Raw genomic sequence first — 24,359 nt, 5'->3', positions numbered from 1 at the left:
GCTCCCCCCGGCTCTCATGTTCGGCGAGAGGACTGCCGGGTTCACCCGGCAGGTTTACGGTTCCGGTTCACCCGGCAGGTTTACGGTTCCGGTTCACCCGGCAGGTTTACGGTTCCGGTTTACGGTTCCGGTGTTTGAAACGGTGTCAGCCGCTGAGGCGGTGCAGGCGGAGGGCGAGTTGGATCTCCAGGGCACGGTCGGGGGCCTGCCAGTCGTCGCCGAGGAGTCGGCTGATCCGATCCAGGCGCTGGGTGACCGTGTTGACATGGATGTGCAGGGCCTCGCTCGTACGCGACAGTGAGCCGCCCCCGCCGAAGTACGCGGTGAGCGTCCGCACCAGCGTGGTGCCCTTGCGGGCGTCATAGTCGATCACCGGGCCGAGCGTCGAGGTGACGAACGCCCCGATGTCGCGTCCCTCACCGACCAGCAGTCCGACGAAGCCGAGCTCCCTGGCGTCGGCACCGTCTCCGGCCCGCCCCAGGGCCACCAGGGCGTCGGCGCAGCGCTGCGCCTCCCGGTGCCCCGCGGCCACCGCCGCGGCGCCGCGTACGGGCCCTCCGGCGCCCGCCGTGGCCGGCTGGCCCAGCGAGGCGCTCAGTTCGGTCGCCACCCGCTTCGCCAGAGGGCCGGGCCGGTCCCCCGGCAGCAGCAGGACCACCTCGTCGCCACGCTGGGCGGCGAGGCCGTGGTGCAGGGCCGCCTGGGAGGACGCCCAGAACGCGGCCCGCTCCCGCCCGCCGCCGTGGCGGACCACGACCACCACGTGGTCGGCGTCCAGGTTCACGCCCACCCGCCGGGCACGGTCGGCCAGGCCGTCGAGGGCGGGCCGCGAGATCAGGTCGTCGAGCAGCTCACCCCTGACCCGGCCCTCCGCCTCGGCCACCGTACGCCGGAACAGCAGTAGCAACGCGGTGACCAGCGCGGCCCGTTCCAGGATGCGATGATCGGCGTCCGACGTCTGGCCGCCGTTGCGCAACACCAGCGTGCACAGCGGTTCCGCTCCCACATCCACCGAGGCGACCAGCAGGTTCCCCCGCCACACGGTGCGCCCGAGCGTCCTCGACGACCGCGCGGCGTCCGCGATCACGTCCGCCGCCTTCCGCGGCGACTGCCCGGCGCCCTCCTCCCGCCCGGCGCCGGCCCCCCGCGCCGGTTTCCGCGCCGACCGTCGTGCGGATCTCGGTGCGGATCTCTGCTCGGATTCCGTCTGGTCGAGCGTCTCCTCGTCCAGCGTGCCCTCCAGCACGCTCGCGTCCCCGGCGATCGGGCGCCCGGCGCCGTCGAGCACCGTCAGCGAACCGCCGAGCACCTCCGTCACCACCGCCGCCACGTCTTCGATCCCGCCGCCGCGCAGCACCAGACCGGTCATCCGGTCGTGCGCGAGAGCCGCGCGTTCCACGGCCTGGCTGTGCGCGTTCACCTGCCGGCTGGCCTCGCTGAGCTCCTCCAGCGCGTTCCTGGTCTCCTGCAGCAGCCGGGCGTTGTCGATCGCCACCGCCGCGTGCGCGGCCAGTGAACCCAGCAGCACGACCTCGTCCTGGGTGAAGGGCCGCACGCTCCGGTTGGCCGCGAACAACACCCCGATCACCCGGGTGCCCAGCTTGAGCGGTACGCCGAGGATGGCGACCAGCCCCTCCTCAAGCACCGCGTCGTCGATGTCGGTCTTGTGCCGGAAGCGCGCGTCGGCGAAGTAGTCGGCGGTCGAGTACGGGGTGGCGGTCTGGGCCACCAGCCCGCCGAGACCCGCGCCCATGGGCAGCCGTAGCGCCCGGAAATTCGCCGAGACCGAGCCGTCGGTCACCCGCATCCAGGTGTCGCCTCGCTCGGGGTCGTGCAGCGTCATGTAGGCGGCATCGGTCCCGAGCAACTGCCTGGCCCGGTGCACGATGGCCTCCAGGACGGCGTCCAGATCCCGCAGTCCCGCGAGGTCGCCCGCCGTGTCGAACAGCGCGGACAGCTCCGCCTCACGCTTCGCCCTGCGCCGCAGCAGCGCCCGTACCCTCAACGCGGTGAGCTTGGCCTCCTCCAGCTCGGCCAGCGCCTCCGCGCCGACCCCGCCGCTCCTCGCCGCGAGAACGGGGCCCTCGAACTCGACGGCGGACGCCTCCCTGGCCAGCAGCTCAAGAAAGACTGTGTTGTTGGCGACGCTGGCGCGTCGCGGTTCGGCCGCTGGGATCCGGCTCCTTCCCTCGTCGTTCATCCGCTTCGCTCTGTGTTGTTGGCGACGCTGGCGCGTCGCGGTTCGGCCGCTGGGATCCGGCTCCTTCCCTCGTCGTTCATCCGCTTCGCTCCTTCACTCCTCAGTCCAGTCACCGGCGCGGCCTCACGGGCACTCCTCAGTCCAGTCACCGGCGCGGCCTCACGGGCACTCCTCAGTCCAGTCACCGGCGCGGCCTCACGGGCACTCCTCAGTCCAGTCGGCGCGTCGCGGTTCAGAGGTTGGCACGGTCTCATGGGGATCAGCGGGCGGTCCAGCCGCCGTCGAGGGGGAGGGAGGTGCCGGTTATGGAGGAGGCGTGCGGGCCGCAGAGGTAGGCGACGAGTTCGGCTACCTCCGCGGGTTCGATGAGCCGTTTGATGGCGGCGGGGGCGAGCATGATCTGCTCGACCACCTCGTCCCTGCCGATGCCGTGGGTCCCGGCCTGGGCGCCGATCTGGTTCTCCACCAGGGGGGTGCGGACGTAGGCGGGGCTGACGCAGTTGGAGGTGACGCCGTGCGGGGCGCCCTCCAGGGCGATCACTTTGGACAGCCCTTCGAGGGCGTGCTTGGCGGTGACGTACGCGGACTTGTAGGGCGAGGCACGGAGCCCGTGGACCGAGGAGATGTTGACGATCCGGCCCCAGCCGCGCTCGTACATTCCCGGCAGCGTCTCCCTGACCAGTAGGAAGGGGGCCTCCACCATCACTTTGAGTATCTTGGAGAACACCTCGGGGGGGAACTCCTCGATCGGGGCGACGTGCTGGAATCCCGCGTTGTTCACCAGGATGTCCGTGCCGGGCGGGATCGCCCGGGTGAAGTCCGGTGCCGACAGGTCCGCGACGACGGGTGTCCCCGAGATCTCCGCGGCGACCTTGGCCGCGGCCTCGGCGTCGATGTCGACCACCAGCACGTGTGCTCCGGCCGCGGCCAGCCGGTGCGCGCAGGCGCGCCCGATCCCGCTGCCCGCCCCGGTCACCACGGCGCGCCGACCCGCTAGGTCCATCATGCTGCCGAATCTAGGCAATGACCTGAATCCCAGCCCATGTCGCCCACCCCCACACTCCATTCCCGGTATATGTGGCCTGACTCCGCCCTCCCGCCCGGTTCGGGGAGATGTCGATGCGTGCCGGAGTACGAGCCTCCCGGGCCGGCCACCGCCGAGGGAAGGGCGGTGTCTCAGACGGTGGCATGCGGAGGCTGGGACGGAGGCCGGGTCATGGAGAGCACGTCGAGCAGGTCGTCGAGCCGTTCCTCGGTGAGGGAGCCGTTGGTGACGTGGCCACGCTCGATGACGACCTCGCGGATGGTCTTGCGCTCGGCCAGGGCCTGCTTCGCTATCTTGGCGGCCTCCTCGTACCCGACGTAGGGGTTGAGCGGGGTGACGATCGACGGCGAGGACTCCGCGTACTCGCGCAGCCGGTCGGTGTTGGCGGTTATGCCGTGCACGCACCGGTCGGCCAGCAGCCGGGAGGCGTTGGCGAGCAGCCGGACGGACTCCAGGATGTTGCGCGCGATGACCGGGAGCATCACGTTGAGCTCGAACGTGCCCGAGGCGCCGGAGAAGGTGATGGCCGTGTCGTTCCCGATGACCTGGGCGGCGACCATGGTCACCGCCTCGGGGACGACCGGGTTGACCTTGCCCGGCATGATCGAGGAGCCGGGCTGGAGATCGGGCAGGTTGATCTCGCCCAGCCCCGCCCGGGGGCCGGACCCCATCCAGCGGAGATCGTTGGCGATCTTGTTGAGCGATACCGCGACCGTACGGAGCTGACCGGAGAGCTCCACGATGGCGTCCCGGGCACCTTGGGCCTCGAAGTGGTCGGGAGCCTCGGAGAACGGCAGCCCGGTGGCCTCGCGTAGCTTCTCGATGACCCTGGCCGCGAAGCCGGGAGGGGTGTTGACGCCGGTGCCGACCGCCGTACCGCCCAGGGGCAGCTGGGCGAGGTGCGGAAGCGCGCCGCGCACCCGCCCGACGGCATTGTCGATCTGCGTGGCGTACCCGCCGAACTCCTGCCCCAGCGTGACCGGGGTGGCGTCCATCAGGTGCGTACGTCCCGCCTTCACCACGCCGTCGAACTCCAGGGACTTGTCCCGCAGCGCGGTGGCCAGGTGCCGTAGCGAGGGGATCAGGTGGTACGACACCTCGGTCATGGCGGCGACGTGGATGGAGGTGGGGAACACGTCGTTGGACGACTGCGAGGCGTTCACGTGGTCGTTGGGGTGGACGGGGCGCCCCAGCCGCTCCTCGGCGAGGGTGGCGATCACCTCATTGGCGTTCATGTTGGAGGAGGTGCCGGAGCCGGTCTGGAAGACGTCGACGGGGAACTCGCCGTCCCACTCGTTCTCCGCGACGTCGGTGGCGGCCTCGGCGATCGCCTGTGCCGTCTCCTTGTCGAGCACCCCCAGTTCGGCGTTGACCTCGGCGGCGAGGGCCTTGATCAGGCCGAGCGCGGAGATGTGCGGGACCTCCAGCCCGCGCCCGGAGATGGGGAAGTTCTCCACCGCACGCTGGGTCTGCGCCCGCCACTTCGCGCCCGCAGGCACCCGCACCTCGCCCATCGAGTCATGCTCGATCCGATACTCGCTCATACGTCCAGTCTGCGTCCTCGGGAGGGAATCAAACCGGCGGGCACGGGTCCTTACCGGAGGGGGGTGTACTCAGGCGAAGGCGGCCACCACCAGGATCATGATCGTTACCAGTGCGATCGCCGCCACGCCCATGAGGACGAGGATGCCGATCGGAGGCTTCCGCGAGGGAGCCTTCCGCTCTCCCGGAGCGCCGGGGACGGGCTGGGCGTTCTGGCCCGCGATCGCGAACAGGTCGGTGCCCAGGCCGGAAGAGCGGCCGAAGGCGCCGTCGGACGCCTCGGGGCCCGGCGGGCGCCAGGGTTGCGGGGAGATCGGGGTTCCCGCGTCGGCGGGTCGGTCACCGGGGAGGAGGCTGTGCGGCGGGCGGCCGCCGAGGGCTCCCGGGTGTTCCGCGACGGGTGCCCCGAACTCCGGATCGACCGGGGGGAAGCCGTGTGGCGGGGTGGCGGAAAGATCAGGTTTTCCGCTGTCGGGGAATCCGCGCTCGTTTCCCTGCCGTCTGAAGACGCCCGGGCCGCGACCGGCGGCCACGGGGCCCCGCGCGACCGGGGTCCCGAGACCGGGAGGGCCCTGCCGTCCGGCGACCGGCCTGCCCGGCTCCGCGAGGGGCGGGCTGTCCGGGTAGGGCGAGGCCGTCTGGCGGCCGGGAGCCTCGGCAGGGGGAGGGGCGGCGGTGGGTTCCGCGACGGGCGTCGTTCCGCCGGGGATGCGCAGGCCGTCCCTGGGGCGGATGACCACCATGGTGCGGTCGGCATCAAAGTCGTCGCTGTCGTTCTCTGCCGCGTCCTGCCCGAAGGGTGTCTCCGAGGTGGGATGGGACGGTGCGAAGGGCGGCGCGGGGGTGGGGGGGATGGAGTCCGCGAGGTGCGAGGGGGTGTCCGCCACGGCCCGGAGCATCGCGCCCGCCTGGGAGGTCGTCAGCCGCGCCGTGTGGTCCTTCTCCAGCAGTTGTTCGAGCACCGGGCGCAGGGGTCCCGCCTGGGTCGGCGGGTCGACCTGCTCGCTCATCAGTGCGGCCAGGGTCTCCGCCACCGAGGCCCGTTCGTAGGCAGGGCGGCCCTCGACCGCGAAGTACAGCGTGGCGCCGAGGGACCACAGGTCCGACTCGGGTCCGTTGTGCTCGCCGCGGGCCCGCTCGGGCGCGGTGTAACCGGGAGAGCCGATCACCATGCCGGTCTTGGTGAGGTTCGTGTCGCCTTCGGCCTTGGCGATGCCGAAGTCGGTGAGCACCACCCGGCCGCTCTCGGTGATCAGTACGTTGCCGGGCTTGACGTCGCGGTGCAGCACTCCCTGGGCGTGGGCCGCGCGGAGCGCCCCCAGCAGGTCGGCCCCGATCTCGGCGACCAGGCGGGGCGGGAGCGGCCCCTCCTCCTCGATCACCTGTTCGAGGGAGCGTGCCTGTACGAGCTCCATGATGATCCAGGGGCTGCCGTCCTCGATGATGGCGTCGTGGACCGTGGCCACCGAGGGATGGCTGATGCGGGCGGCCGTACGACCCTCGCGGATCATCCGTTCCCGAAGTTCGGTGCGTTGCGCCTCGCTGAGGCCGGGCTCCTGACGGATCTCCTTGATCGCGACCTCACGGCCAAGGGAACGGTCATGGGCTTTCCAAACTGTGCCCATCGTGCCCCGGCCGAGCGGCGCGATCAGCTCGTAACGGTCCGCGAGCACGCGCATCTGCTGTTCCGGCATGAGAAGAAGATAGCCATTCCACCTTGAGAAGCGCTTTACCCGCGCTTACGGAGTTCCCTCGGCCAGAGAAGACGCGGGAGCATCAACCTTATAAGGGGCGTCATGAAACGGACAAATGGGCGATAGCTTGACGAAACCTCTGTCGGCTTTCTGTGTACGCCCTCGCCCGGGCGCCGGTGCGCACGAGGCTGAGACACCGGTACCGACATCGGTCCGGACGGCGGCGGGGCCGACAGGGGAGCCGAGGACCGAGGGGCGGGCGTCGGCGCCGAACCGAACCGGTGCAGCCCACGGTGCTGGGAACGGCGGCTGAACGGCGGACCCGAGGTCCCGTCGGACCTGCCCGCGGGCGGCCTGGCGTCGAATCGCCCGGAGGGCCTGGCGTCGGGCCGGCCGGGAGGCATGCCGAAGGGCTCCTCGACCAGCCCGCCGGCCGCCACCCGGGCGAGCATCAGCGAGGCCCGTCCCGCGTCGAGCCGGGAGTTCGGGTCGATGGTGAGGAGGCCCCGCAGCACCGGCGTCAGCGGTCCCGCCCGCTCTATGGGGATCGGCTCGCCGCTGGTCAGCGCGGCGAGCGCGGCGGCGGCCGTACGGCGGCCGTGCAGGCCGCGGCCCTCGACGGCGGTGTAGAGGGTCGCGCCGAGCGACCACAGGTCGCCGGACGGGCTGGCCTTGGCGCCCAGCACGCGCTCGGGGGCGATGTACCCGGCCGAGCCCAGCACGATGCCCGCCTGGGTGATCGACACGTCGCCTTCGAGCGCGGCCAGGCCGAAATCGGTGAGCACCGCCCGGTCGTCGGTCACCAGGACGTTGCTGGGCTTCACGTCGCGATGGAGGATCCCCTTGGCGTGCACGGCGCGCAGCGCCCCCAGGACCTGCCGGCCGATCTCCGCCACCTGGCGTGGAGGCAGCGGGCCGTGGTCCTGCAGGAGCTGCTCCAGCGATCTGGCGCGGAGCAGCTCCATCACGATCCAGGGGCGCTCGTCCTCGGTGACGACGTCGAAGACGGTGATGACCGAGGGGTGGGCGACCATCGCGGTCGCCCGTCCCTCACGCTCGGTCCTGGCGCACAGCTCGGCGCGGAGATCCTCGTCGAGGATCAGGGGGAGGCGGACCTCCTTGACCGCCACCTCGCGGTTGAGCAGCTCGTCATGTGCGCGCCAGACAGTGCCCATGCCACCGCGCCCAACCGGTTCCGACAGCCGGTAGCGCGCTGCAAGAAGGTATCCGGGCGGCGCACGCATGTGGTGCAGCTTACCGATTTGCGTAATGAGACCAGTAGAGACCGGGCCGAATCTTCTTGCCAACTTCGGTCAGATTTTCGCGCTCGTAACTGTTGAGAAACGCTACGTGATATCTGGCCAATTGCCCAGGGGTCCCGGCTTCTCCGGATAACCAGGATGAATGTTGCGAAACTGCAGGTAATAAGCGTGCTCCCCGGCGTCGGCCGGCTGCCCCGCGGGCGAGCGCGCCGGGCTTTCGCCGTCCGGCCGTTCACCTCCGCCAGGCGCTCCGAGGTCGAGGTCGTCGACCTCGGGCGCCTGTGTGACGGAGTTCGGCGAAGGCCGGGGTGTGATCAGCGGCGGCCGATGCTCAGCACGGGGCCGGTCGAGTCCGTAAAAAAATCTTCGCCCTTGTCGTCGACGACGATGAAGGCGGGGAAGTCCTCGACCTCGATCCTCCAGACGGCCTCCATGCCCAGCTCGGGGTATTCCAGGACCTCCACCTTCTTGATGCAGTCCTGGGCGAGGCGGGCGGCGGGGCCGCCGATGGAGCCGAGGTAGAAGCCGCCGTGGGTCCTGCAGGCGTCCGTGACCTGCTTGGAGCGGTTGCCCTTGGCAAGCATGACCTTGGAGCCGCCGGCGGCCTGGAAGCGTTCGACGTAGGAGTCCATCCGGCCGGCGGTGGTCGGGCCGAAGGAGCCGGAGGCGTAGCCCTCGGGGGTCTTGGCGGGGCCGGCGTAGTAGACCGCGTGGTCCTTGAGGTACTGCGGCATCTCGCCGCCGGCGTCCAGGAGCTCGCCGATCTTGGCGTGCGCGATGTCGCGGGCCACCACGAGCGGCCCCGTCAGCGACAGGCGGGTCTTGACCGGGTATCTGGTCAGCTCGGAGAGGATCTCCTGCATCGGGCGGTTGAGGTCGATCTTCACCACGTCGTCCGACAGGTGCGCGTCCGTGGTCTCCGGCAGGAACCTCGCAGGGTCGGTCTCCAGCTGCTCCAGGAAGACCCCCTCGGGGGTGATCTTCGCCAGGGCCTGGCGGTCGGCGCTGCAGGAGACCGCGATGGCGACGGGGCAGGAGGCGCCGTGACGGGGGAGGCGGATGACGCGGACATCGTGGCAGAAGTACTTGCCGCCGAACTGCGCGCCGATGCCGAGCTTCTGGGTGAGCTCGAAGACCTTGGCCTCCAGGTCGGTGTCGCGGAAGCCGTGGCCGGAGGGGGATCCTTCGGTGGGGATGGAGTCCAGGTAGCGGGCGCTGGCGTACTTGGCGGTCTTCAGCGCGAACTCGGCCGACGTGCCGCCGACGACGATCGCCAGGTGGTACGGCGGGCAGGCGGCGGTGCCGAGGGAGCGGATCTTCTCCTCCAGGAACTGGAGCATCCGCTTCTCGTTGAGCACGGCCTTCGTCTCCTGGTACAGGAACGACTTGTTGGCGCTGCCGCCGCCCTTGGCCATGAACAGCAGCTTGTACTCGTCGGGGTGGCCGAGCGGGTCCTCGGCGTAGAGCTCGATCTGCGCGGGGAGGTTGGAGCCGGTGTTCTTCTCCTCCCACATGCTGAGGGGGGCCATCTGGGAGTAGCGCAGGTTCAGCCGGGTGTAGGCGTCGTAGACGCCGCGGGAGATGTGCTCGGCGTCGGCGCCGTCGGTGAGCACGTGGCGGCCGCGCTTGCCCATCACGATCGCGGTGCCGGTGTCCTGGCACATCGGGAGCACGCCGCCCGCCGAGATCGAGGCGTTCTTCAGCAGGTCGAGGGCGACGAAGCGGTCGTTCCCGCTCGACTCGGGGTCTTCGATGATCTTGCGGAGCTGGGCCAGGTGGGATGACCGCAGGTAGTGGGAGATGTCGTGGACGGCGGTCTCGGTGAGCAGCCGCAGCGCCTCGGGCTCGACCTCCAGGAACCTGCGCCCCGCGGCCTCGACGACCCGCACCCCCTCGGCGGTGATCAGACGGTACTCCGTCTCGTCCGGTCCCATGGGAAGCAGGTCGGTGTAGTCGAACTCGGGCATCGTCGTGGATCCTCCGTGCGGGCGCCGTTTTCCTAGAGGGTACGGCCCTCGCGATCGTGCCCGACCGCCGCGGTCGGGCGGGCGGCGTCTCGATCCCTCTCCACACGAACACTTGGGGACAGATCATATGAAAACTACATATTTGGGACAAATATTAATGGCATATGCGCTCTTTGTTCACATATGTCCGAAGAGGCAGGGAAAATTGAAAAGGGGCCGGACCGAGCGTCCGGTGGAAGTTGGGAGACATCATGGACATCGGAAACACCATCATGATCGGTGACATCATCCTGTTGATCCTCGTGGCCGTCTTCGTGGTGGCCGGTCTCGCCATATCGCTGATAGCCATCACGCTGACAAGCATCAAGGAGGGCAATGGACGGACTCCTCAATGGCCGGTGAGCTGGCCGGATTCTCGGACCGCCGTCCCCAGGCAGCGGATCGGCGCCGAGTCGGGACAGGTGATCCTGCCCCCGCATCAGGGGGCGGCGCCCCTGCGGCGGGCCGACAACGCCGAGCGGGTCAGCCTGCCCCAGCAGGGCGACGCACCTTCACAGACGATGAGCCTGCCCCGGCAGCGCGTGCACCGGCTCTGAGGCCGATGACGATGCCGGCGACCACGAGCGCCGCGCCGAGCAGGTCGGGCACCGAGGGCGTACCGAGGCCAAGGATCGCGCCGGTGGCGATGGCGCCGACCGGGATCAACCCGGCGAACAGTCCCGCGGTCCCCGGGCCGAGCCGGGGCAGCGCGTCGTACCAGAGGAAGAACGCCACGGCCGTCACGACCAGCGACTGGTAGCCGAGACCCGCGATCTCGGGTGCGGTCGGCACACGGATCATCGCGGTTCCGTCCGCGAGCAGGCCCGCCACGGCCAGCAGCGGCACGGCCAACGCCGCCGAATAGGCCGAGACGCGTACGGCGCCCAGCTTCGGCAGCAGCGGGATGGCCAGCATGGAGAAGCAGATCTCGCAGCCCAGCGCGCCCAGCGACCAGAGCAGCCCGGCCGGGTCGCCGCTGCCCAGCCCGGTGGCCACCGTCGCTCCGGCGACGACCACCGCCGCCGCCAGCAGGAGCCGGGGTGAGGGGCGCCCGCCGAGCAGGGCCAGCGCCAGCGGTACGGTACCGAGAACGGTGCCGACCAGGGCAGGGCCGCCGTGCCGGGTGGCCTCGATCACGCACACATTGAAGATCACCAGCCCCGTCAGGGAGAGCGACGCCAGCAGCGCCGTCTCACGGGGCGTGAGCCGCACGAACCGCAGCCCCGCCATCCGGGCGACCGTGAGAAGGACCACGGCCGCCAGCAGGTAACGCATGGCCTGGCCGCCGTAGACCGGATAGTCCCCGATCACCCCGGCGACCCCCGCCAGGGTTCCCACCAGGAACATCGCTCCCGCGGCCTCACTCAGACCGCGTAACTCCGGCCGGGCGGTGGTGCTGACATCCACGTTCATGTGCGGAATGCTAGGAAGCCAATGGCTCCCCCGTCGGGTCCAATGGAGCGTTGAATCAGAGGACCAATTGGCCGATCTGCATCTCATCGTCGACCGTGCGGCGGGCGGCGTCGCCGCCCAGATCGCCCGCGAGCTCCGCGAGGCGGTACGGCGCGGACGCCTGGCCGCCGGGGTCCGGCTGCCCGCCAGCCGCGAGCTGGCCAGAGACCTGGGGCTCTCCCGGGGCGTGGTGGTCGAGGCGTACGAGCAGCTCGTCGCCGAGGGCTTCCTGATCTCCAGGACCGGGGCGGGCACCACGGTGGCCCCGGCCGCGGGCCGCCCCACCGCCGTTTCCAGCGCCGTTCCCGGTGGCCTTTTCCGGCCGCGGGACAACACGCCCCCGCTCGCCGGCCCGGGGCCGGCGAGCCCCGCGAAGGACCGCGAGTCGTATCACGGGCGCCGCTCCACCGCGCCCGACCTGGGCGCGTTCCCCAGGGAGCGGTGGCTGGCCTCGATGAGGCGTACGCTCACCGCGCTGCCCGTCGAGGCCCTGGACTACGGCGACCCCGGCGGCGTTCCCATCCTCCGTGAGGAGCTGGCCGCCTACCTCGGGAGGGTCCGGGCGGCCAATGTGATCTGCGACAACCTGGTCATCGTGGGCGGAGTGGCGCAGGGGCTGAGCCTCACCGTTCAGGCGCTCGCGGGAAGGCTTCCCCGGGTTCGGGCGCGCCACGACCTCGACTGGTTCGTCCAGCGGGTCGCGCACTCCGTGTCCTCCCCGGGCCGGATCCTGCTGGCGGTCGAGGACCCGGCCGGGGTGCGCCAGCTCCCGCTGCTCCGCGCGGCGGGAGCCGACCTGGTCGCCGTCCCCGTGGACGACGAGGGCATCGATGTCGGGGCACTGGCCCGGACCGGGGCGCGGGCGGTGATGCTCACTCCCGCGCACCAGTACCCGACGGGGGTGGTGCTCTCGCCCCGCCGCCGCGCCGAGTTGATCGAGTGGGCCGCCGCGACCGGCGCGATGATCCTGGAGGACGACTACGACGCGGAGTTCCGTTTCGACCGCGACCCGGTGGGCTGCCTGCAGGGGCTGGCCGCCGACCGGGTGGTCCTGATCGGGAGCGTCAGCAAGTCCCTGGCCCCAGGGCTCCGCCTGGGCTGGGTGGTCGCTCCGCCCGAGATCGCCGAGTCGCTGCGGCTGGCCCGCGGCGAGCTGGACCTGGGCTCGCCCGTACTGGAGCAGTACGTCCTGGCCGACTTCGTGGCGACCGGCGACTACGACCGGCACCTGAGAAGGATGCGCCGGCAGTACCGCTCCCGGCGCGACGCCCTGGTGCTGGCCCTCGGCGAGCACCTGCCCGAGATCACCGTACGGGGCGTCTCGGCCGGGCTCCATCTGCTCGCCGAGCTGCCGTACGGCTGGGATGAGGCATCGGTGACGGACAGGGCGGAGGAATGCGGGCTGGCGGTCGAGCCGGTAGGTCCGATGCGCTACGCCCCCGGCCCGCCCGCGCTGTTGATGGGCTTCGCCCGCCTGCCCGTACACCGCGCCGACCAGACGATCCGCGCCCTCGCGGGTGCCCTGGGACCAGGGCCTAGGGGCGCGCGGTGACTTCCGGTTCCGGCTGGAAACCCCTGGCCAGGAACACGATCAGGGCCACCAGGACCACCGCGGGTAAGAAGGCCACGCGGATGTTCACCTCGTCGTTGAGGGTGCCGACCACGGCGGCGCCGACGAGGAAGCCGACGTAGTTGAACATGTTGACCCGTGCGATCGCGGTCTCCGCCCCGGCGCCGAGGCGCCCGGCGGCCGAGAACGACTGCGGGGCGATGATGGACAGGCCGACGCCGAACCGGCTCGCCAGCAGGCCCGCGATCGCGCTGCCGACACCGGCGATCATCGGCACGAGCAGCAGGACCAGGGTGAGGTCGCCGTCGCTGAGCCCGAACCTGTGCTGGAGGTCGATCACATGGGTGAGCAGGGTGGCGAAGCAGAGGCCCTGGACGAAGAACGCCGCCCAGGTCGCCACGCGCGCCTGTCTGTCACGTGGGAGGGGCACGCCGACCTCCAGAGAACATGAGGGGGGTTCAGATTCCCGTCAGAGTAGGGGCGGCGTACCCGGCGGTCAATGGCCGGCTACCTGCCGGGTTCGCCTACCCGGCCGGGGTTTGTGGTGGGCCGGAGGCCGGGGCCTGCAGTGGGCCGGAACGGATCGATGGAGCGCTCGGGGGCGACGACCTGAGCCCACCGCGCCCGCTGCTCGCTTTTCCGGAGCATGTCGGTGACCCGGCGACGCCGCCGGAGCCCCGGCAGGGATTATGGTCGAGATGTGGAGAGTCCCCGGCCCCCTGCCACCCGTCATAACAGCCCCGAGCCACGTCCCGCCGACCTGAGGGCCGGAGACGTCGACCGTGAGAGGGTGGCCGCCGTGCTGGGCGACGCGCTCGCCGATGGACGTCTCAGCCACGACGAGCACGACGAGCGCACCGACGCGCTCTACCGCGCCCGCACGCTGGGCGAGCTCTCCGCACTCACCGCCGACCTGCTCCCACCGGAGGCACAGCCGCTCCGCATCGACGTCGGCCCGGTGACGGCCCTGTTCGGCTCCGAGGAGCGTACGGGCCGCTGGGTCGTGCCGACCAGGTTCTCCGCCACCGCGATCTGCGCCAACGTCAAGCTCGATCTGTGCGAGGCAGTGCTTCAGTCCAGCCGGGTGACCCTGCAGGTCACCGTGGTGGGCGGCACCCTCACCCTGATCGTCCCCGAGGGCGTGCGGATCGAGATGCCCGCCTCATCCTTCATGGGGGGCAAGAAGAATCAGGTCCCCCCGGCCTCGCCCGACGGCCCGGTCATCGAGATCACCGGCGTCGTCACGCTCGGGAACATCGTGGCCAAGTCCCCCAAGCGCCCTCGCCGCCCTTGGTTTCGCCGCTGACCACCGCTCCCGGCGCCGTCGCCACTCCTCAGCCGGAGCTGTCGGAGTTGGTCGCCCCTCCTCAGCCGGCGCTGTCGAAGTTGATCGCGCTGTACGCCCGCAGCTTCCAGAGCTGGTGCTCGCTCTCGATCTTCCGGATCGTCCCGGAACGGCCGCGCATGACCAGGGAATTGGTGATGGCCCGCCCCGCGCGGTAGCGGACGCCCTGCATCAGCTCACCGTCGGTGATTCCGGTGGCCGCGAAGAACACGTCGTCGGACCTGACCAGGTCGTCCGTGCTCAGCGTGGCGTCGAGATCGAGGCCCGCGTCCAGCGCCCGGCGGCGTTCGGCGTCGTCCTGCGGCCAGAGCCTGCCCTGGATGACGCCGCCGAGGCACTTGAGGGCGCACGCGGCGATGATGCCCTCCGGCGTGCCGCCGATGCCGAGCATCAGGTCGACGCCGGTGCCCACCCGGGCCGCCATGATCGCACCGGCCACGTCGCCGTCGGTGATGAGCCTGATCCGGGCACCGGTCTCCCGGATCTCCTGGATGATCTTTTCGTGGCGGGGCCGGTCGAGGATGACCACGGTCACGTCCGAGGGCTCGCCGCCCTTGGCGCGGGCCACCGCGGCGATGTTGTCGGCCACCGGCGCGTTGATGTCCACTGACGAGGCGGCCTCGGGGCCGGTGACCAGCTTGTCCATGTAGAAGACGGCGGACGGGTCGTACATCGAGCCGCGCTCGCTGACCGCGATCACCGAGATCCCGTTGGGCATGCCGAGCGCGGTCAGCCGGGTGCCGTCGATCGGGTCGACCGCCACATCGCACGCCGCGCCGCTGCCGTCACCCACGTTTTCACCGTTGTAGAGCATCGGCGCGTTGTCCTTTTCGCCCTCGCCGATCACCACCACGCCGCGCATCGACACCGTGTTGATCAGCTGGCGCATCGCGTTCACCGCGGCGCCGTCGGCACCGTTCTTGTCACCCCGCCCGACCCAGCGGGCCGCGGCCATCGCGGCCGCCTCCGTGACGCGGACCAACTCCAGGGCGAGGTTGCGATCAGGGGCGTGCTCGCCCGTGGCGAGGGCGGCGGGAACGGACGTCTGATCAGACATGGTGGGAAACCCCTCTCGTGGATAATGCAACGATCGTAGTTGGAGCCCCTCTGAGCGGTCGGCGGAGGATAATGTGCCCAACATGAGCAGCGACACAGAACGGCTGGTGAAAGGCGTGGGCGGACGGACCTCCGAGCGAGGAGCCGCCACGCGCGTCGCGCTTCTGTCCGCCGCCAGGGAGATTTTCGTCACAAGCGGGTTCGCCGAGGCCGGGGTCACGGACGTGGTCGCCCGCGCGGGGGCGAGCGTCGGCAGCCTTTACCACCATTTTTCCGGCAAGGCCGACCTCTACCTTACGCTCTTCGACGAGTTCCAGGCCCGGCAGACCCAGCGGACCAAACAGGCGGTCGGTGAGGCCAGGGCGGCGGGCGAGAGCGATCCGATGCGGCTGTTCATCGCCGGGGCCCGCGCCTACCTGGAGGGCTGCCTGGCCGAGCGGGAGATCTCCGCGCTGTTCCTGCGTGGTGACGGGCCGCCGGGGTTCGAGGTCATCGTGCGCGACCGGCTCCGGCAGTGGGCCAAGCGCAACGCCGCTCTGTTCGAGGGGGACGAGGGAGCGCTGGTCGTGGTCCTCACCGGGGCGCTCGCCGCCGCGGTCTCCGAGGTTGCCCTGTCCGACGACGAGGACGCCTCACGGGCGCTCGCCGAGGACGTGCTGGCCATCATCGCCCAGATTCGCCGCCCCTGAGGCCGGACCACCTCCCTGAACGGATAGTGTCGACAGTCGTGCAAAAGTTCACTCAGGGCTTCTACGGCTACGTGGTCGCGATGGCGGTCTGCCTGGCCGCTGTCGGCCTGTTCCTGCTGGTCACACCGCAGAGCAGGACCGAGCACATCCCCAGGGTCGACTACTCGATCGCGCTGGCCGACCTGCGCCGTACGGCGCCCTTCCAGATGTGGGCCCCCGAGCCCGTCGCCGCCGGGTGGGTCCCGAACAGCTCCCGGAGCACCCGCGAGAAAGGCGCCACCACCTGGAAGCTCGGCTTCGCCACCGCCAAGCGCTTCCACGCGATGCTCGCCCAGAGCGACGAGAAGCCCGCGGCCGAGTTCGCCAACCGGTTCTCCAACACCTCCACGGTCACCGGGACCGTCCAGATCGACGGCGTGACCTGGGAGCAGCGCGTCCGTGAGGACAAGAACCAGCGTTCCCTCGTACGCTTCCTGCCCGACGTCACGATCGTCGTCACCGGCACCGCCCCGTGGGACGAGCTGTCCACCCTGGCGGGCTCCCTCAAGCGGCAGCCGAGGAACGACTCCTAGCTCTTCGGGGCCTCGTCGCCCGCCGGGGCCCGCCGAACCCTGACCTGTTCTCCCCAGGCCGGGACGCCTGTTCCCCGCAGGGACCTTTCAGTCCCTGATGGCAGAGACGCCGGACCTTGGAACACGCCTTAGAAAGGCGCTTCCCCGGCAGGGTCGGGGTGCCGCCGCTGAGCCATGGCCGCCGCGAGCTTCACCCGGGCACCCTGAAGCCACTCCTCGCAGACCGCGGCCAGCTTCTCGCCGCGCTCCCAGAGCTCGATCGACTGTTCCAGGGTGAGCCCGCCCGCCTCAAGGCTGCGGACCACCTCGGTCAGCTCCTCGCGCGCCTGCTCGTACGACGGTCTCTTCTCATCGGCCACGCACCCCACCTTAAGTCGTGACGTCCACCCGATGACGCCGCGCCGTACCGGGGATCGCCACCGGCTCGCGGCGCCCACCCGCGACGGTGTGATCGGCAAGGCCCCTCCCCGGTCGCTCCGCCGGGACGTACGGCTGGAAGAATGCCCAGGTGAACGTTCGTGACGCGACCGCCGGGGACATCCCCGAGCTGGTGCGCCTCCGTGAGATCCTGGCCGACCGGATGGCCCAGGACGGCAGCCTCCCCATCGAGGAGGAGTGGCAGAGGGCCTACGCCGAGAACCTCGAAGAGCGGTTGGGCAGCTCCGACACCGCCGTCTACGTGGTGGACTCCCCGGAAAGGGGGCTGGCGGCCTGCGGGATCGGCCTCATCTTCGACCGTTTCCCCGGCCCCAGCCTCCCCGACGGTCGCTACGGTTACATCCAGGGCATGACCACCGACCCGCGCCACCGGCGCAGGGGGCACGGCCAGGCCATCATGGGAGCCCTCCTGAAGTGGTACCGCGACAGCGGGGTCCGCAGGGTCGACCTGCACGCCACCTCGGACGCCGAGCCGCTCTACCGGCGGCTGGGATTCGTCGACAACGGCTATCCCGCGCTCACGTGGCGGGATCACTCCTGACCCGCACCCGGTCGTCGGAGAAGCGCACGGTCAGCTCGTCGCCGGGGGAGACCTCGCTCGCGAGCCGTATGACATCGCCCGAGGGGCGCTGCACGATCGCGTAGCCGCGCTCCAGCGTGGCAGCGGGAGAGAGCGAGATCAGGCGGGCGCGCAGGTGCTCCAGCGAATCGCCGGCGCGGTCCAGGGAACCGGTGAGGGAACGTCGTGCCCGGTCCCTGAGCTGCTCGGCCTGCTCGGCCCTGCGCTCGATCTCACGCACCGGGTCGGAGAGGGAGGGGCGGGAGCGGGCCGCGGCCAGCCAGGCCGTCTCGCGGTCCAGCCAGCCGCCCACCACCCTGCGGCCCCGGTCCCGGAGCTGGCGGATCAGTGTCATCTGCTCACCGACATCCGGCACCACCTTCTTCGCCGCGTCCGTGGGCGTGGACGCGCGCACGTCGGCGACCAGGTCGAGCAGCGGATTGTCCTGCTCGTGGCCGATCGCGCTGACCACGGGTGTGCGACACGCCGCGACCGCCCGGACGAGTGCCTCGTCGGAGAAGGGCAGCAGGTCCTCCATCGACCCGCCGCCCCGTGCGACCACGATGACGTCGACCTCGGTGTCGGCGTCGAACTTGCGCAGCGCCTCGGTGACCTCGCCGACCGCGTACGGCCCCTGCACGGCCACCGACTCGACCTTGAACCGCACCGCCGGCCAGCGGCGCCGCGAGTTCTCCAGCACGTCGCGCTCCGCGGCCGAGTCTCGGCCGCAGATCAGGCCGACCGTACCCGGCAGGAACGGCAGCCGCCGCTTCCTGTCGACGCCGAAGAGCCCCTCGGAGGCGAGCAACCGGCGCAGCCGCTCCAGCCGGGCCAGCAGCTCGCCGACCCCGACCGGCCGCATCTCCAACGCGGTGAACGCGAAAGAGCCCTTGTTGACCCAGAAATCGGGCTTCAGATGGGCCACGATCCTCGCGCCGTCGACCGGCCGGGGGACGGTCGCCTCGTAGACACCACGCGGGCAGGTGATCCGGGCCGACACGTTGGCCACCGGGTCACGCAACGTCAGGAACACCGTGCCGCCGCGGGCGGTCAGCTCGGTGATCTGTCCCTCGACCCAGACGGTGCCGAGCTTGCCGATCCAGCCGCCGACCATCTGCAACACCGTGCGAACCGGGAGGGGCTGCTCAGGGGTGGTGTTCGAGCTCATGGCCGGGAGCCTACGCGCCGGAGGCGACTATTCCGCGGCCTCCAGCTTGGCCAGGCGGTTCTCGTACATCCGTACGACGGCCTCGCGGTCGGAGGTGGCGCGCTCGTAGGCGATCAGCTCCCGGATCTGCTCGGACGTCCTGCCGCGCATCCGCGCCCGCAGCGACGCGATGCTCAGTCCCGCGTAGCCGGGCAGCGGCTCGGCCGGCGTGGTCGTCCCCGAGGAGGGCTCGGCCGTCTCGGGTGCCGCGTCCCCGGTCTCCGTCACCTTGACCGCCGCGGCGTCGGTGCTCTCGGGCTTCGCGGTCTCGACCCGCTCGACCTCGGCCTTCACCGCCGCGGGCGTCTCGACGGGGGCATCGCTCTCCGTGCCCTCCGCCACGGCGGTCGCCGGGGCGGCGGCCTTGGTGGTCTTGCGTGCCCTGGTCGCCTTGGCCTTGGGGGCGGCCTCGGGGGCGGTGACCTCGGGCTCCGCGGTCTCGACGGCCTTGGCCTTGGCCCGGGTGGCCCTGGGCTTCTTCACGGCGGGGGCCTCGGCGACCGGGGTCTCCGCGATCTTCGTTTCGGTGGGGGTTTCTGCGGCTTCCGGCTCGGTGGCGGGGGTTTCTGCGGCTTCTGGTTCGGCGGCGGCGGGGACCTCTGCGGTGACCGGGGCCTTGGTGGCCTCTGCTTCGACGGTGGCCTCCGCGATGGGGGCCTCGGTGGGCTTGGCCTCGGCGGACTCGGGCTCCGGGGTGGCGGCCGGGGTCTCGACGGCCGCTGCCTCGGCGGCGGCAGAGGGCTCCGCCGCCTTGGCCTCGGCGGCGAAGGGCTCCGCCGCCTTGGGCTTGGCGGGGCTGAAGATGACCGGCTCGTGGGTGGTCCTGGCGCCGTTGCTCTCGGCGGCGGTCGGCTTGTCCGCGGCCTTCTCCGGGCGCGGTGCGAAGATGACGGGCGCGCGGCGGGCGGGCTTCTCCACCTGGTCCGCGGCCTTCTCGCCGGTCTCCGTCGACTGGCCGTTCGCCGCCTCACGGGCCCCGTCGGGCTCTTCCCCCTGGCCGGAAGTACCCTTGATCTTGGACCGTACGCGGTCGCCGAGGAGCAGGGCCTGGCCTACCCCGCTCAGCGCGGTCTGCAACATGTGCAGCGGCAGGTCTTTTGCCTTTTGTGTGACATTGCGAATGATGTCGGGGACTGACATGTCGTCTCCCTGGGAGGTCTGTATCGAGAAGGCTAGTGTGGCAAGACTGTGCCGCATGAGCTTGTGGGGCGTTTGGGCTGTCTCGCGGGCGTCTCCACGTAGCATAAGAGCATGACTTCGAAGACCCCCGCGACCCGACGCGTACTGGTGGCGAAGCCCCGCGGTTACTGCGCGGGGGTCGATCGTGCTGTTCAGGCCGTGGAGAAGGCGCTGGAGCAGTACGGTGCCCCGATCTACGTCCGCAAGCAGATCGTCCACAACACCCACGTGGTCAAGACGCTGGAGGCACGCGGAGCGATCTTCGTCGAGGAGACCGAACAGGTGCCGGAGGGGGCCATCGTGGTCTTCTCCGCCCACGGCGTCTCCCCGGCGGTCCACCAGGAGGCCGCCCGGCGCAGCCTCAAGACGATCGACGCCACCTGCCCCCTGGTGACCAAGGTGCACAACGAGGCCCGGCGCTTCGCCTCCCAGGACTACGACATCCTCCTCATCGGCCACGAGGGCCATGAGGAGGTCGAGGGCACCGCGGGCGAGGCACCCGACCACATTCAGCTCGTCGACGGTCTGGAGTCGGTCGGCACCGTGCGGGTCAAGGACCCCGAGCGACTGGTCTGGCTGTCGCAGACCACGCTGTCGGTGGACGAGACGGTCGAGACGGTCTCCCGGCTCAAGGAGCGCTTCCCGAACCTGATCGACCCCCCGAGTGACGACATCTGCTACGCCACCCAGAACCGCCAGGTCGCCGTCAAGGAGATCGCCGCACAGGCACAGCTGGTCATCGTCGTCGGCTCGGAGAACTCCTCCAACTCCAAGAGGCTGGTCGAGGTCGCCCTCGACCACGGGGCCGACGCCTCCTATCTCGTCGACGACGCCTCGCTCATCGAGGACGCCTGGCTCGACGGCGTCACCACGGTCGGTGTGACGAGCGGCGCCTCGGTGCCGGAGGAGCTCGTCGCCGAGGTTCTGGCCCGCCTCGCCGGGCACGGCTTCGAGGACGTCGAAGAGGTCGAGTCCGTCCAGGAGAGCGTGCGCTTCGCGCTCCCGCACGAGCTGCGCAAGGATCTGCGCGCCACGATCTGACCGCGCCGGTCCGATCAGTCGCCTCCTCAAGGGCGCCCCGCTGTCGGGGTGCCCTTGCTGTTTGGGGTGCCCTGCTTCGGTGCCCTGCCGCCTGAAGGGTTCGGATGGGCACGATGTCGCCGTACGACCCGCTGCGGATGTCCGGCCCTGTAGGGACCCGGCCGTCTGTGAGATCTACTGACCGGCGGTTACGCGCCCTCGCGCGGTGTGCCGTACACCTTGGGCTCGAAGTACCCCTCGGGCTCGGGGGCGAAGGCGGTGTCGCCGCTCCTCGGGGCGGGAACGGAGGCCCTGCCGACCCTGAGCTCGTCGCGCAGCTCACGGACGCAGCGGGTCAGGCCGCGGCGCCAGGCGATGACCAGCACCAGGAGCGAGCCGCCGAACAGCCACGGGGCGCCCTGCGAGAGCGCGGTGTACATGCCCAGGCCGAAGGCCTGGATGGGGGTGGACGCGAACAGGGAGCGGACCGCCTCGATGAACACGGTGGTCACGAAGAAGACCAGGGGCGGGGAGACCACCAGCGACAGCAGGTCCCTGCGGTTCACCAACAACGCCGTGGCCACGCAACCGGCCACGAACGCCGCCCCGGTCAGCGCCGCCACCTCCAGCAGCGCCTGCAGCACGCTGCCCACCAGCGTGGACGCCAGCACGAGGGCCAGCGCGCCCCGGACGGTCAGTCGGATGCCGCCGGCGGCCCGGCCAAGCTCACTCATATGATCACCCCGCCGGCCGGCTCTACGCCGCCTCGCTCGTCCACCACTCGCCCCCTTGACCTCGGCCCCCGCGTCGTCAACCCCGCCGCCTCCAGTGTCCGGCCGTCGGCGCCTCGGGGGAAGTTTTCAGGGCAGGTCGTTGGCCAACCTACCGTTCATACGGGATACGAGAGGCGAGCTTGGCTCCTCTTCCGCGAGTAGTTCCGGCGAGGTCAGCGCGCGGGGCAGGTCCTCGACCACCTGCGGCCTGTCCAGATCGGTCTCGACCAGTCCCAGATCGTTGAGTTTGCGTGCGCTCACCAGCACCCGGGTCTCCAGCGAGCCGACAGTCCTGTTGTACGACTCCACGGCCCGGTTCAGCGAGCGGCCCAGAGCGTCGACGTTACGCCCCATGCTGCTCAGCCGCTCGTACAGCTCCTTGCCGACCTCGAAGATCGCCCGCGCGTTCTCGCTGAGCGCCGCCTGCTGCCAGGCGTACTGCGCGGTGCGAAGCATGGTGATCAGCGTGGTGGGGGTGGCGATGTGGACCCGCCGCCGCATGGCGTACTCCAGCAGGGCGGGGTCGCGCTCCAGCGCCGGGGCGAGGAAGGCCTCGCCGGGGATGAACAGCACCATGAACTCCGGCGCCGGGCTGAACGCCTGCCAGTAGGTCTTGGCAGCAAGCCGGTCCACGTGCTCGCGTACGTGACGGGCGTGGGAGTCGAGCCGGGCCGACTGGTGGTCGGGGTCGGCTGACTCGGCGGCCTCCAGGTAGGCGGCGAGGGAGACCTTGGAATCGACCACGATGTTCTTGCCGCCGGCCAGCCGCACGACCATGTCGGGCCGGAGCACGCCGTCCGGCGTGGTGACGCTCACCTGCTCGTCGAAGTCGCAGAACCGCTGCATCCCGGCGATCTCGGCGACCCTGCGGAGCTGGAGCTCCCCCCACCGGCCCCGGGCCTCGGGGCGCTGCAGGGCCCGTACCAGCGAGCTCGTCTGGGCGCGGAGCTGCTCGTTGCTCTCGCGGACGACGTCGATGTGCTTGGCCAGCTCCGCGTAGACGGCCCGCTGGCCCGTCTGCGTGTCGCGCAGCTGCGTCTCGACGCGGGCCAGGGTGTCCTTCAACGGCTCGATCAGGTGCTCGACCGCCTGCTTGCGCTGCTCCAGCTCTCCGGCCGCCTCGGCCCGGTTGGCGGCCAGCCTCGTCTCGGCCAGTTCCAGGAAGCGCAGGTTGTTGACGTCGAGCGCCCGGCTCGACAGGGCCTGGAACCGCTCGGAGAGCTGCTCCTCGATGTAGACGACCTTCTCCTCGGCGACCTTCGCGCGGGCCTCGGCGTCGGCCAGGCGCGCGATGACGTCGGCGGCTCCCGAGGAGGCACGCGCCCGGCCCAGCAGGAAGCCGATCGCGAGCCCCGCGGCGAGACCCACCGCGAGCTGGAAGGAGAGCGCCATGACGTCCACCCCGGCATGATTCCAGGCCCGGCCACTCCTGGCGCGCCGACACGCCTTCGGAAGGCGCCCTGGGCCCGGCCGGGGGTCGGGCGAGGGACATGCGGAATCGTGTCCGAACCGGCCCGAATCCGGGAGAGTCGCCTTGACGGCTCCGAGGCGCGGGTGAGTTCAACCCGCCGTCGGCGAGGGGCACGGGGATGTCCACCACCCTGTGACCTGCCCGCGGCGGGTAGCAGTGGGTGATTCCGCGTAAACTCGGCTCACGTGAGCCTGAGCATCGGCATCGTCGGATTGCCCAACGTCGGCAAGTCAACGCTTTTCAACGCGCTGACGAAGACCGCCAACGCCCTGGCGGCGAACTACCCGTTCGCCACCATCGAGCCCAATGTGGGCATCGTCGGCGTTCCCGACCCGCGTCTTGAGAAGCTGGCCGAGATCTTCGGGTCCGCGAAGATCCTGCCGGCGAAGGTCGAGTTCGTCGACATCGCCGGGCTGGTCCGCGGTGCCTCGGAGGGGCAGGGGCGGGGCAACCAGTTCCTCGCCAACATCCGTGACACCGATGCGATCTGCCAGGTCATCCGGGTCTTCAACGACCCCGACGTGACCCACGTGGACGGCGGCGTCGCCCCCGGGCGCGACATCGAGACGATCAACACCGAGCTGATCCTCGCCGACCTGCAGACCCTGGAGAAGGCGATTCCCCGCCTCCAGAAGGAGTCTCGGACCAACAAGGACCGCAAGTCCGTGCTCGACGCGGCGGAGGCGGCGTTCAAGCTCCTCGACGGCGGCACCACCCTGTACGCCGGGGCCTCCGGCGCCGGGATCGACCCGAAGGACCTGCGCGAGCTGCACCTGCTGACCGCAAAGCCCTTCCTGTACGTCTTCAACCTCGACGCCGACGAACTGGTGGACGAGAAGCTCCGGGCACAGCTCTCGGCGCTCGTCGCACCGGCCGAGGCCGTCTTCCTCGACGCGAAGATCGAGTCTGAGCTGGTCGAGCTCGACGACGCCGAGGCGCTGGAGCTCCTGCAGTCCGTCGGCCAGGAGGAGTCGGGCCTGACCCAGCTGGCCAGGGTGGGTTTCGAGACCCTGGGCCTGCAGACCTACCTGACCGCCGGCCCCAAGGAGACCAGGGCCTGGACGATCCGCAAGGGTGCCACCGCCCCCGAGGCGGCCGGGGTCATCCACACCGACTTCCAGCGCGGCTTCATCAAGGCCGAGATCGTCTCCTTCGACGAGCTGCTGGAGACCGGCTCCATCGCCGCCGCCCGCCAGGCCGGCAAGGCCCGCATCGAGGGCAAGGACTACGTCATGCGCGACGGCGACGTGGTGGAGTTCCGCTTCAACGTGTAGGCGAT

General features: G+C 70.6%; 22 protein-coding genes. 8 read left to right on the top strand and 14 right to left on the bottom strand.

Going from position 1 to position 24,359, the window contains the following annotated elements; translation table 11 throughout:
* Positions 1 to 145: 145 nt before the first annotated feature.
* From OG884_RS11190 to OG884_RS11165, 6 genes are all read right to left on the bottom strand, one after another.
* Positions 146 to 2,200: a helix-turn-helix domain-containing protein gene (locus OG884_RS11190; protein WP_326644762.1), complete on the bottom strand. Its 2,055-nt coding sequence runs from the start codon at positions 2,198 to 2,200 to the stop codon at positions 146 to 148.
* Positions 2,201 to 2,459: 259 nt separating this feature from the next.
* Positions 2,460 to 3,203, bottom strand: a complete 744-nt coding sequence (locus tag OG884_RS11185; RefSeq protein ID WP_326646902.1) for a 3-hydroxybutyrate dehydrogenase — start codon at positions 3,201 to 3,203, stop codon at positions 2,460 to 2,462.
* 173 nt (positions 3,204 to 3,376) lie between these two features.
* Positions 3,377 to 4,789: a class II fumarate hydratase gene (locus tag OG884_RS11180; protein WP_326644760.1), complete on the bottom strand. Its 1,413-nt coding sequence runs from the start codon at positions 4,787 to 4,789 to the stop codon at positions 3,377 to 3,379.
* A 69-nt stretch (positions 4,790 to 4,858) separates the two neighbouring features.
* A complete protein-coding gene (locus OG884_RS11175; protein WP_326644758.1) occupies positions 4,859 to 6,481 on the bottom strand; it encodes a protein kinase domain-containing protein in 1,623 nt (540 codons plus the stop codon).
* Positions 6,482 to 6,516: 35 nt separating this feature from the next.
* Positions 6,517 to 7,725, bottom strand: a complete 1,209-nt coding sequence (locus tag OG884_RS11170; protein WP_326644756.1) for a serine/threonine-protein kinase — start codon at positions 7,723 to 7,725, stop codon at positions 6,517 to 6,519.
* A 332-nt stretch (positions 7,726 to 8,057) separates the two neighbouring features.
* Positions 8,058 to 9,710 carry a fumarate hydratase gene (locus OG884_RS11165; protein WP_326644754.1) on the bottom strand — a complete coding sequence of 551 codons (1,653 nt, stop codon included), beginning with the start codon at positions 9,708 to 9,710 and terminating at the stop codon, positions 8,058 to 8,060.
* Between the two features lie 251 nt (positions 9,711 to 9,961).
* On the opposite strand from OG884_RS11165, the gene OG884_RS11160 reads away from it, so the two are divergent.
* The gene (locus OG884_RS11160; RefSeq protein WP_326644753.1) at positions 9,962 to 10,306 is read left to right on the top strand and encodes a hypothetical protein; all 345 of its coding nucleotides are present in this window, start codon (positions 9,962 to 9,964) and stop codon (positions 10,304 to 10,306) included.
* Here the strand turns inward: OG884_RS11160 and OG884_RS11155 are convergent.
* Positions 10,233 to 11,162: a DMT family transporter gene (locus tag OG884_RS11155; RefSeq protein WP_326644752.1), complete on the bottom strand. Its 930-nt coding sequence runs from the start codon at positions 11,160 to 11,162 to the stop codon at positions 10,233 to 10,235. The genes OG884_RS11160 and OG884_RS11155 overlap by 74 nt on opposite strands.
* A 67-nt stretch (positions 11,163 to 11,229) precedes the next feature.
* Between OG884_RS11155 and OG884_RS11150 the strand changes: the two genes are divergently transcribed.
* Positions 11,230 to 12,753 carry an aminotransferase-like domain-containing protein gene (locus OG884_RS11150; protein WP_326644751.1) on the top strand — a complete coding sequence of 508 codons (1,524 nt, stop codon included), beginning with the start codon at positions 11,230 to 11,232 and terminating at the stop codon, positions 12,751 to 12,753.
* On the opposite strand, the gene OG884_RS11145 is transcribed toward OG884_RS11150, so the two are convergent.
* Entirely contained in the window at positions 12,737 to 13,201 is a 465-nt protein-coding gene (locus OG884_RS11145; protein WP_326644749.1) for a hypothetical protein, read from the bottom strand. The genes OG884_RS11150 and OG884_RS11145 overlap by 17 nt on opposite strands.
* 216 nt (positions 13,202 to 13,417) lie before the next feature.
* Here OG884_RS11145 and OG884_RS11140 point away from each other — a divergent pair, with 216 nt between their 5' ends.
* A complete protein-coding gene (locus OG884_RS11140; protein WP_326644747.1) occupies positions 13,418 to 14,077 on the top strand; it encodes a DUF1707 SHOCT-like domain-containing protein in 660 nt (219 codons plus the stop codon).
* Positions 14,078 to 14,138: 61 nt separating this feature from the next.
* On the opposite strand, the gene glpX is transcribed toward OG884_RS11140, so the two are convergent.
* Positions 14,139 to 15,173, bottom strand: a complete 1,035-nt coding sequence (gene glpX, locus OG884_RS11135) for a class II fructose-bisphosphatase (RefSeq protein WP_326644746.1) — start codon at positions 15,171 to 15,173, stop codon at positions 14,139 to 14,141.
* 82 nt (positions 15,174 to 15,255) lie between these two features.
* On the opposite strand from glpX, the gene OG884_RS11130 reads away from it, so the two are divergent.
* A complete protein-coding gene (locus OG884_RS11130; protein ID WP_326644744.1) occupies positions 15,256 to 15,861 on the top strand; it encodes a TetR/AcrR family transcriptional regulator in 606 nt (201 codons plus the stop codon).
* 38 nt (positions 15,862 to 15,899) lie between these two features.
* Complete coding sequence (locus tag OG884_RS11125; RefSeq protein ID WP_326644742.1) at positions 15,900 to 16,433, top strand: DUF4245 domain-containing protein; 534 nt, start codon at positions 15,900 to 15,902, stop codon at positions 16,431 to 16,433.
* 128 nt (positions 16,434 to 16,561) lie between these two features.
* Here OG884_RS11125 and OG884_RS11120 read toward each other — a convergent pair whose 3' ends face one another.
* A complete protein-coding gene (locus OG884_RS11120; RefSeq protein ID WP_326644740.1) occupies positions 16,562 to 16,792 on the bottom strand; it encodes an exodeoxyribonuclease VII small subunit in 231 nt (76 codons plus the stop codon).
* A 149-nt stretch (positions 16,793 to 16,941) separates the two neighbouring features.
* Between OG884_RS11120 and OG884_RS11115 the strand changes: the two genes are divergently transcribed.
* On the top strand, positions 16,942 to 17,412 hold the full coding sequence (locus OG884_RS11115; protein ID WP_326644738.1) for a GNAT family N-acetyltransferase: 471 nt from the start codon (positions 16,942 to 16,944) through the stop codon (positions 17,410 to 17,412).
* Here the strand turns inward: OG884_RS11115 and xseA are convergent.
* A complete protein-coding gene (gene xseA, locus OG884_RS11110; RefSeq protein ID WP_326644736.1) occupies positions 17,390 to 18,598 on the bottom strand; it encodes an exodeoxyribonuclease VII large subunit in 1,209 nt (402 codons plus the stop codon). The two genes, OG884_RS11115 and xseA, sit on opposite strands and share 23 nt — an antisense overlap.
* Before the next feature lie 27 nt (positions 18,599 to 18,625).
* Entirely contained in the window at positions 18,626 to 19,777 is a 1,152-nt protein-coding gene (locus OG884_RS11105; protein ID WP_326644735.1) for a hypothetical protein, read from the bottom strand.
* A gap of 111 nt (positions 19,778 to 19,888) precedes the next feature.
* Between OG884_RS11105 and OG884_RS11100 the strand changes: the two genes are divergently transcribed.
* Entirely contained in the window at positions 19,889 to 20,857 is a 969-nt protein-coding gene (locus tag OG884_RS11100) for a 4-hydroxy-3-methylbut-2-enyl diphosphate reductase (protein ID WP_326644734.1), read from the top strand.
* Positions 20,858 to 21,045: 188 nt separating this feature from the next.
* Here the strand turns inward: OG884_RS11100 and OG884_RS11095 are convergent, their stop codons facing one another.
* Together OG884_RS11095 and OG884_RS11090 are read right to left on the bottom strand one after the other, a co-directional pair.
* Positions 21,046 to 21,570, bottom strand: a complete 525-nt coding sequence (locus OG884_RS11095; protein WP_326644733.1) for a DUF6542 domain-containing protein — start codon at positions 21,568 to 21,570, stop codon at positions 21,046 to 21,048.
* Positions 21,571 to 21,696: 126 nt separating this feature from the next.
* A complete protein-coding gene (locus OG884_RS11090; RefSeq protein ID WP_326646901.1) occupies positions 21,697 to 23,001 on the bottom strand; it encodes a DNA recombination protein RmuC in 1,305 nt (434 codons plus the stop codon).
* A 264-nt stretch (positions 23,002 to 23,265) separates the two neighbouring features.
* Between OG884_RS11090 and ychF the strand changes: the two genes are divergently transcribed.
* On the top strand, positions 23,266 to 24,354 hold the full coding sequence (gene ychF, locus OG884_RS11085) for a redox-regulated ATPase YchF (RefSeq protein ID WP_326644732.1): 1,089 nt from the start codon (positions 23,266 to 23,268) through the stop codon (positions 24,352 to 24,354).
* The last annotated feature ends 5 nt before the right edge of the window (positions 24,355 to 24,359 follow it).

The organism is Streptosporangium sp. NBC_01755 (assembly GCF_035917995.1).
GTDB lineage: Bacteria > Actinomycetota > Actinomycetes > Streptosporangiales > Streptosporangiaceae > Streptosporangium.
The sequence above is the reverse complement of the archived record's forward strand: the minus strand, read 5'-3'. Positions and strand labels throughout refer to the sequence as shown.

What these genes read in the sequence shown, in the direction of transcription:
- OG884_RS11190 (WP_326644762.1), bottom strand. Translation starts at nt 2,200, where the DNA reads ATGAACGACGAGGGAAGGAGCCGGATCCCAGCGGCCGAACCGCGACGC.
- OG884_RS11185 (WP_326646902.1), bottom strand. Translation starts at nt 3,203, where the DNA reads ATGGACCTAGCGGGTCGGCGCGCCGTGGTGACCGGGGCGGGCAGCGGG.
- OG884_RS11180 (WP_326644760.1), bottom strand. Translation starts at nt 4,789, where the DNA reads ATGAGCGAGTATCGGATCGAGCATGACTCGATGGGCGAGGTGCGGGTG.
- OG884_RS11175 (WP_326644758.1), bottom strand. Translation starts at nt 6,481, where the DNA reads ATGCCGGAACAGCAGATGCGCGTGCTCGCGGACCGTTACGAGCTGATC.
- OG884_RS11170 (WP_326644756.1), bottom strand. Translation starts at nt 7,725, where the DNA reads ATGCGTGCGCCGCCCGGATACCTTCTTGCAGCGCGCTACCGGCTGTCG.
- OG884_RS11165 (WP_326644754.1), bottom strand. Translation starts at nt 9,710, where the DNA reads ATGCCCGAGTTCGACTACACCGACCTGCTTCCCATGGGACCGGACGAG.
- OG884_RS11160 (WP_326644753.1), top strand. Translation starts at nt 9,962, where the DNA reads ATGGACATCGGAAACACCATCATGATCGGTGACATCATCCTGTTGATC.
- OG884_RS11155 (WP_326644752.1), bottom strand. Translation starts at nt 11,162, where the DNA reads ATGAACGTGGATGTCAGCACCACCGCCCGGCCGGAGTTACGCGGTCTG.
- OG884_RS11140 (WP_326644747.1), top strand. Translation starts at nt 13,418, where the DNA reads ATGTCGGTGACCCGGCGACGCCGCCGGAGCCCCGGCAGGGATTATGGT.
- glpX (WP_326644746.1), bottom strand. Translation starts at nt 15,173, where the DNA reads ATGTCTGATCAGACGTCCGTTCCCGCCGCCCTCGCCACGGGCGAGCAC.
- OG884_RS11130 (WP_326644744.1), top strand. Translation starts at nt 15,256, where the DNA reads ATGAGCAGCGACACAGAACGGCTGGTGAAAGGCGTGGGCGGACGGACC.
- xseA (WP_326644736.1), bottom strand. Translation starts at nt 18,598, where the DNA reads ATGAGCTCGAACACCACCCCTGAGCAGCCCCTCCCGGTTCGCACGGTG.
- OG884_RS11105 (WP_326644735.1), bottom strand. Translation starts at nt 19,777, where the DNA reads ATGTCAGTCCCCGACATCATTCGCAATGTCACACAAAAGGCAAAAGAC.
- OG884_RS11100 (WP_326644734.1), top strand. Translation starts at nt 19,889, where the DNA reads ATGACTTCGAAGACCCCCGCGACCCGACGCGTACTGGTGGCGAAGCCC.
- OG884_RS11095 (WP_326644733.1), bottom strand. Translation starts at nt 21,570, where the DNA reads ATGAGTGAGCTTGGCCGGGCCGCCGGCGGCATCCGACTGACCGTCCGG.
- OG884_RS11090 (WP_326646901.1), bottom strand. Translation starts at nt 23,001, where the DNA reads ATGGCGCTCTCCTTCCAGCTCGCGGTGGGTCTCGCCGCGGGGCTCGCG.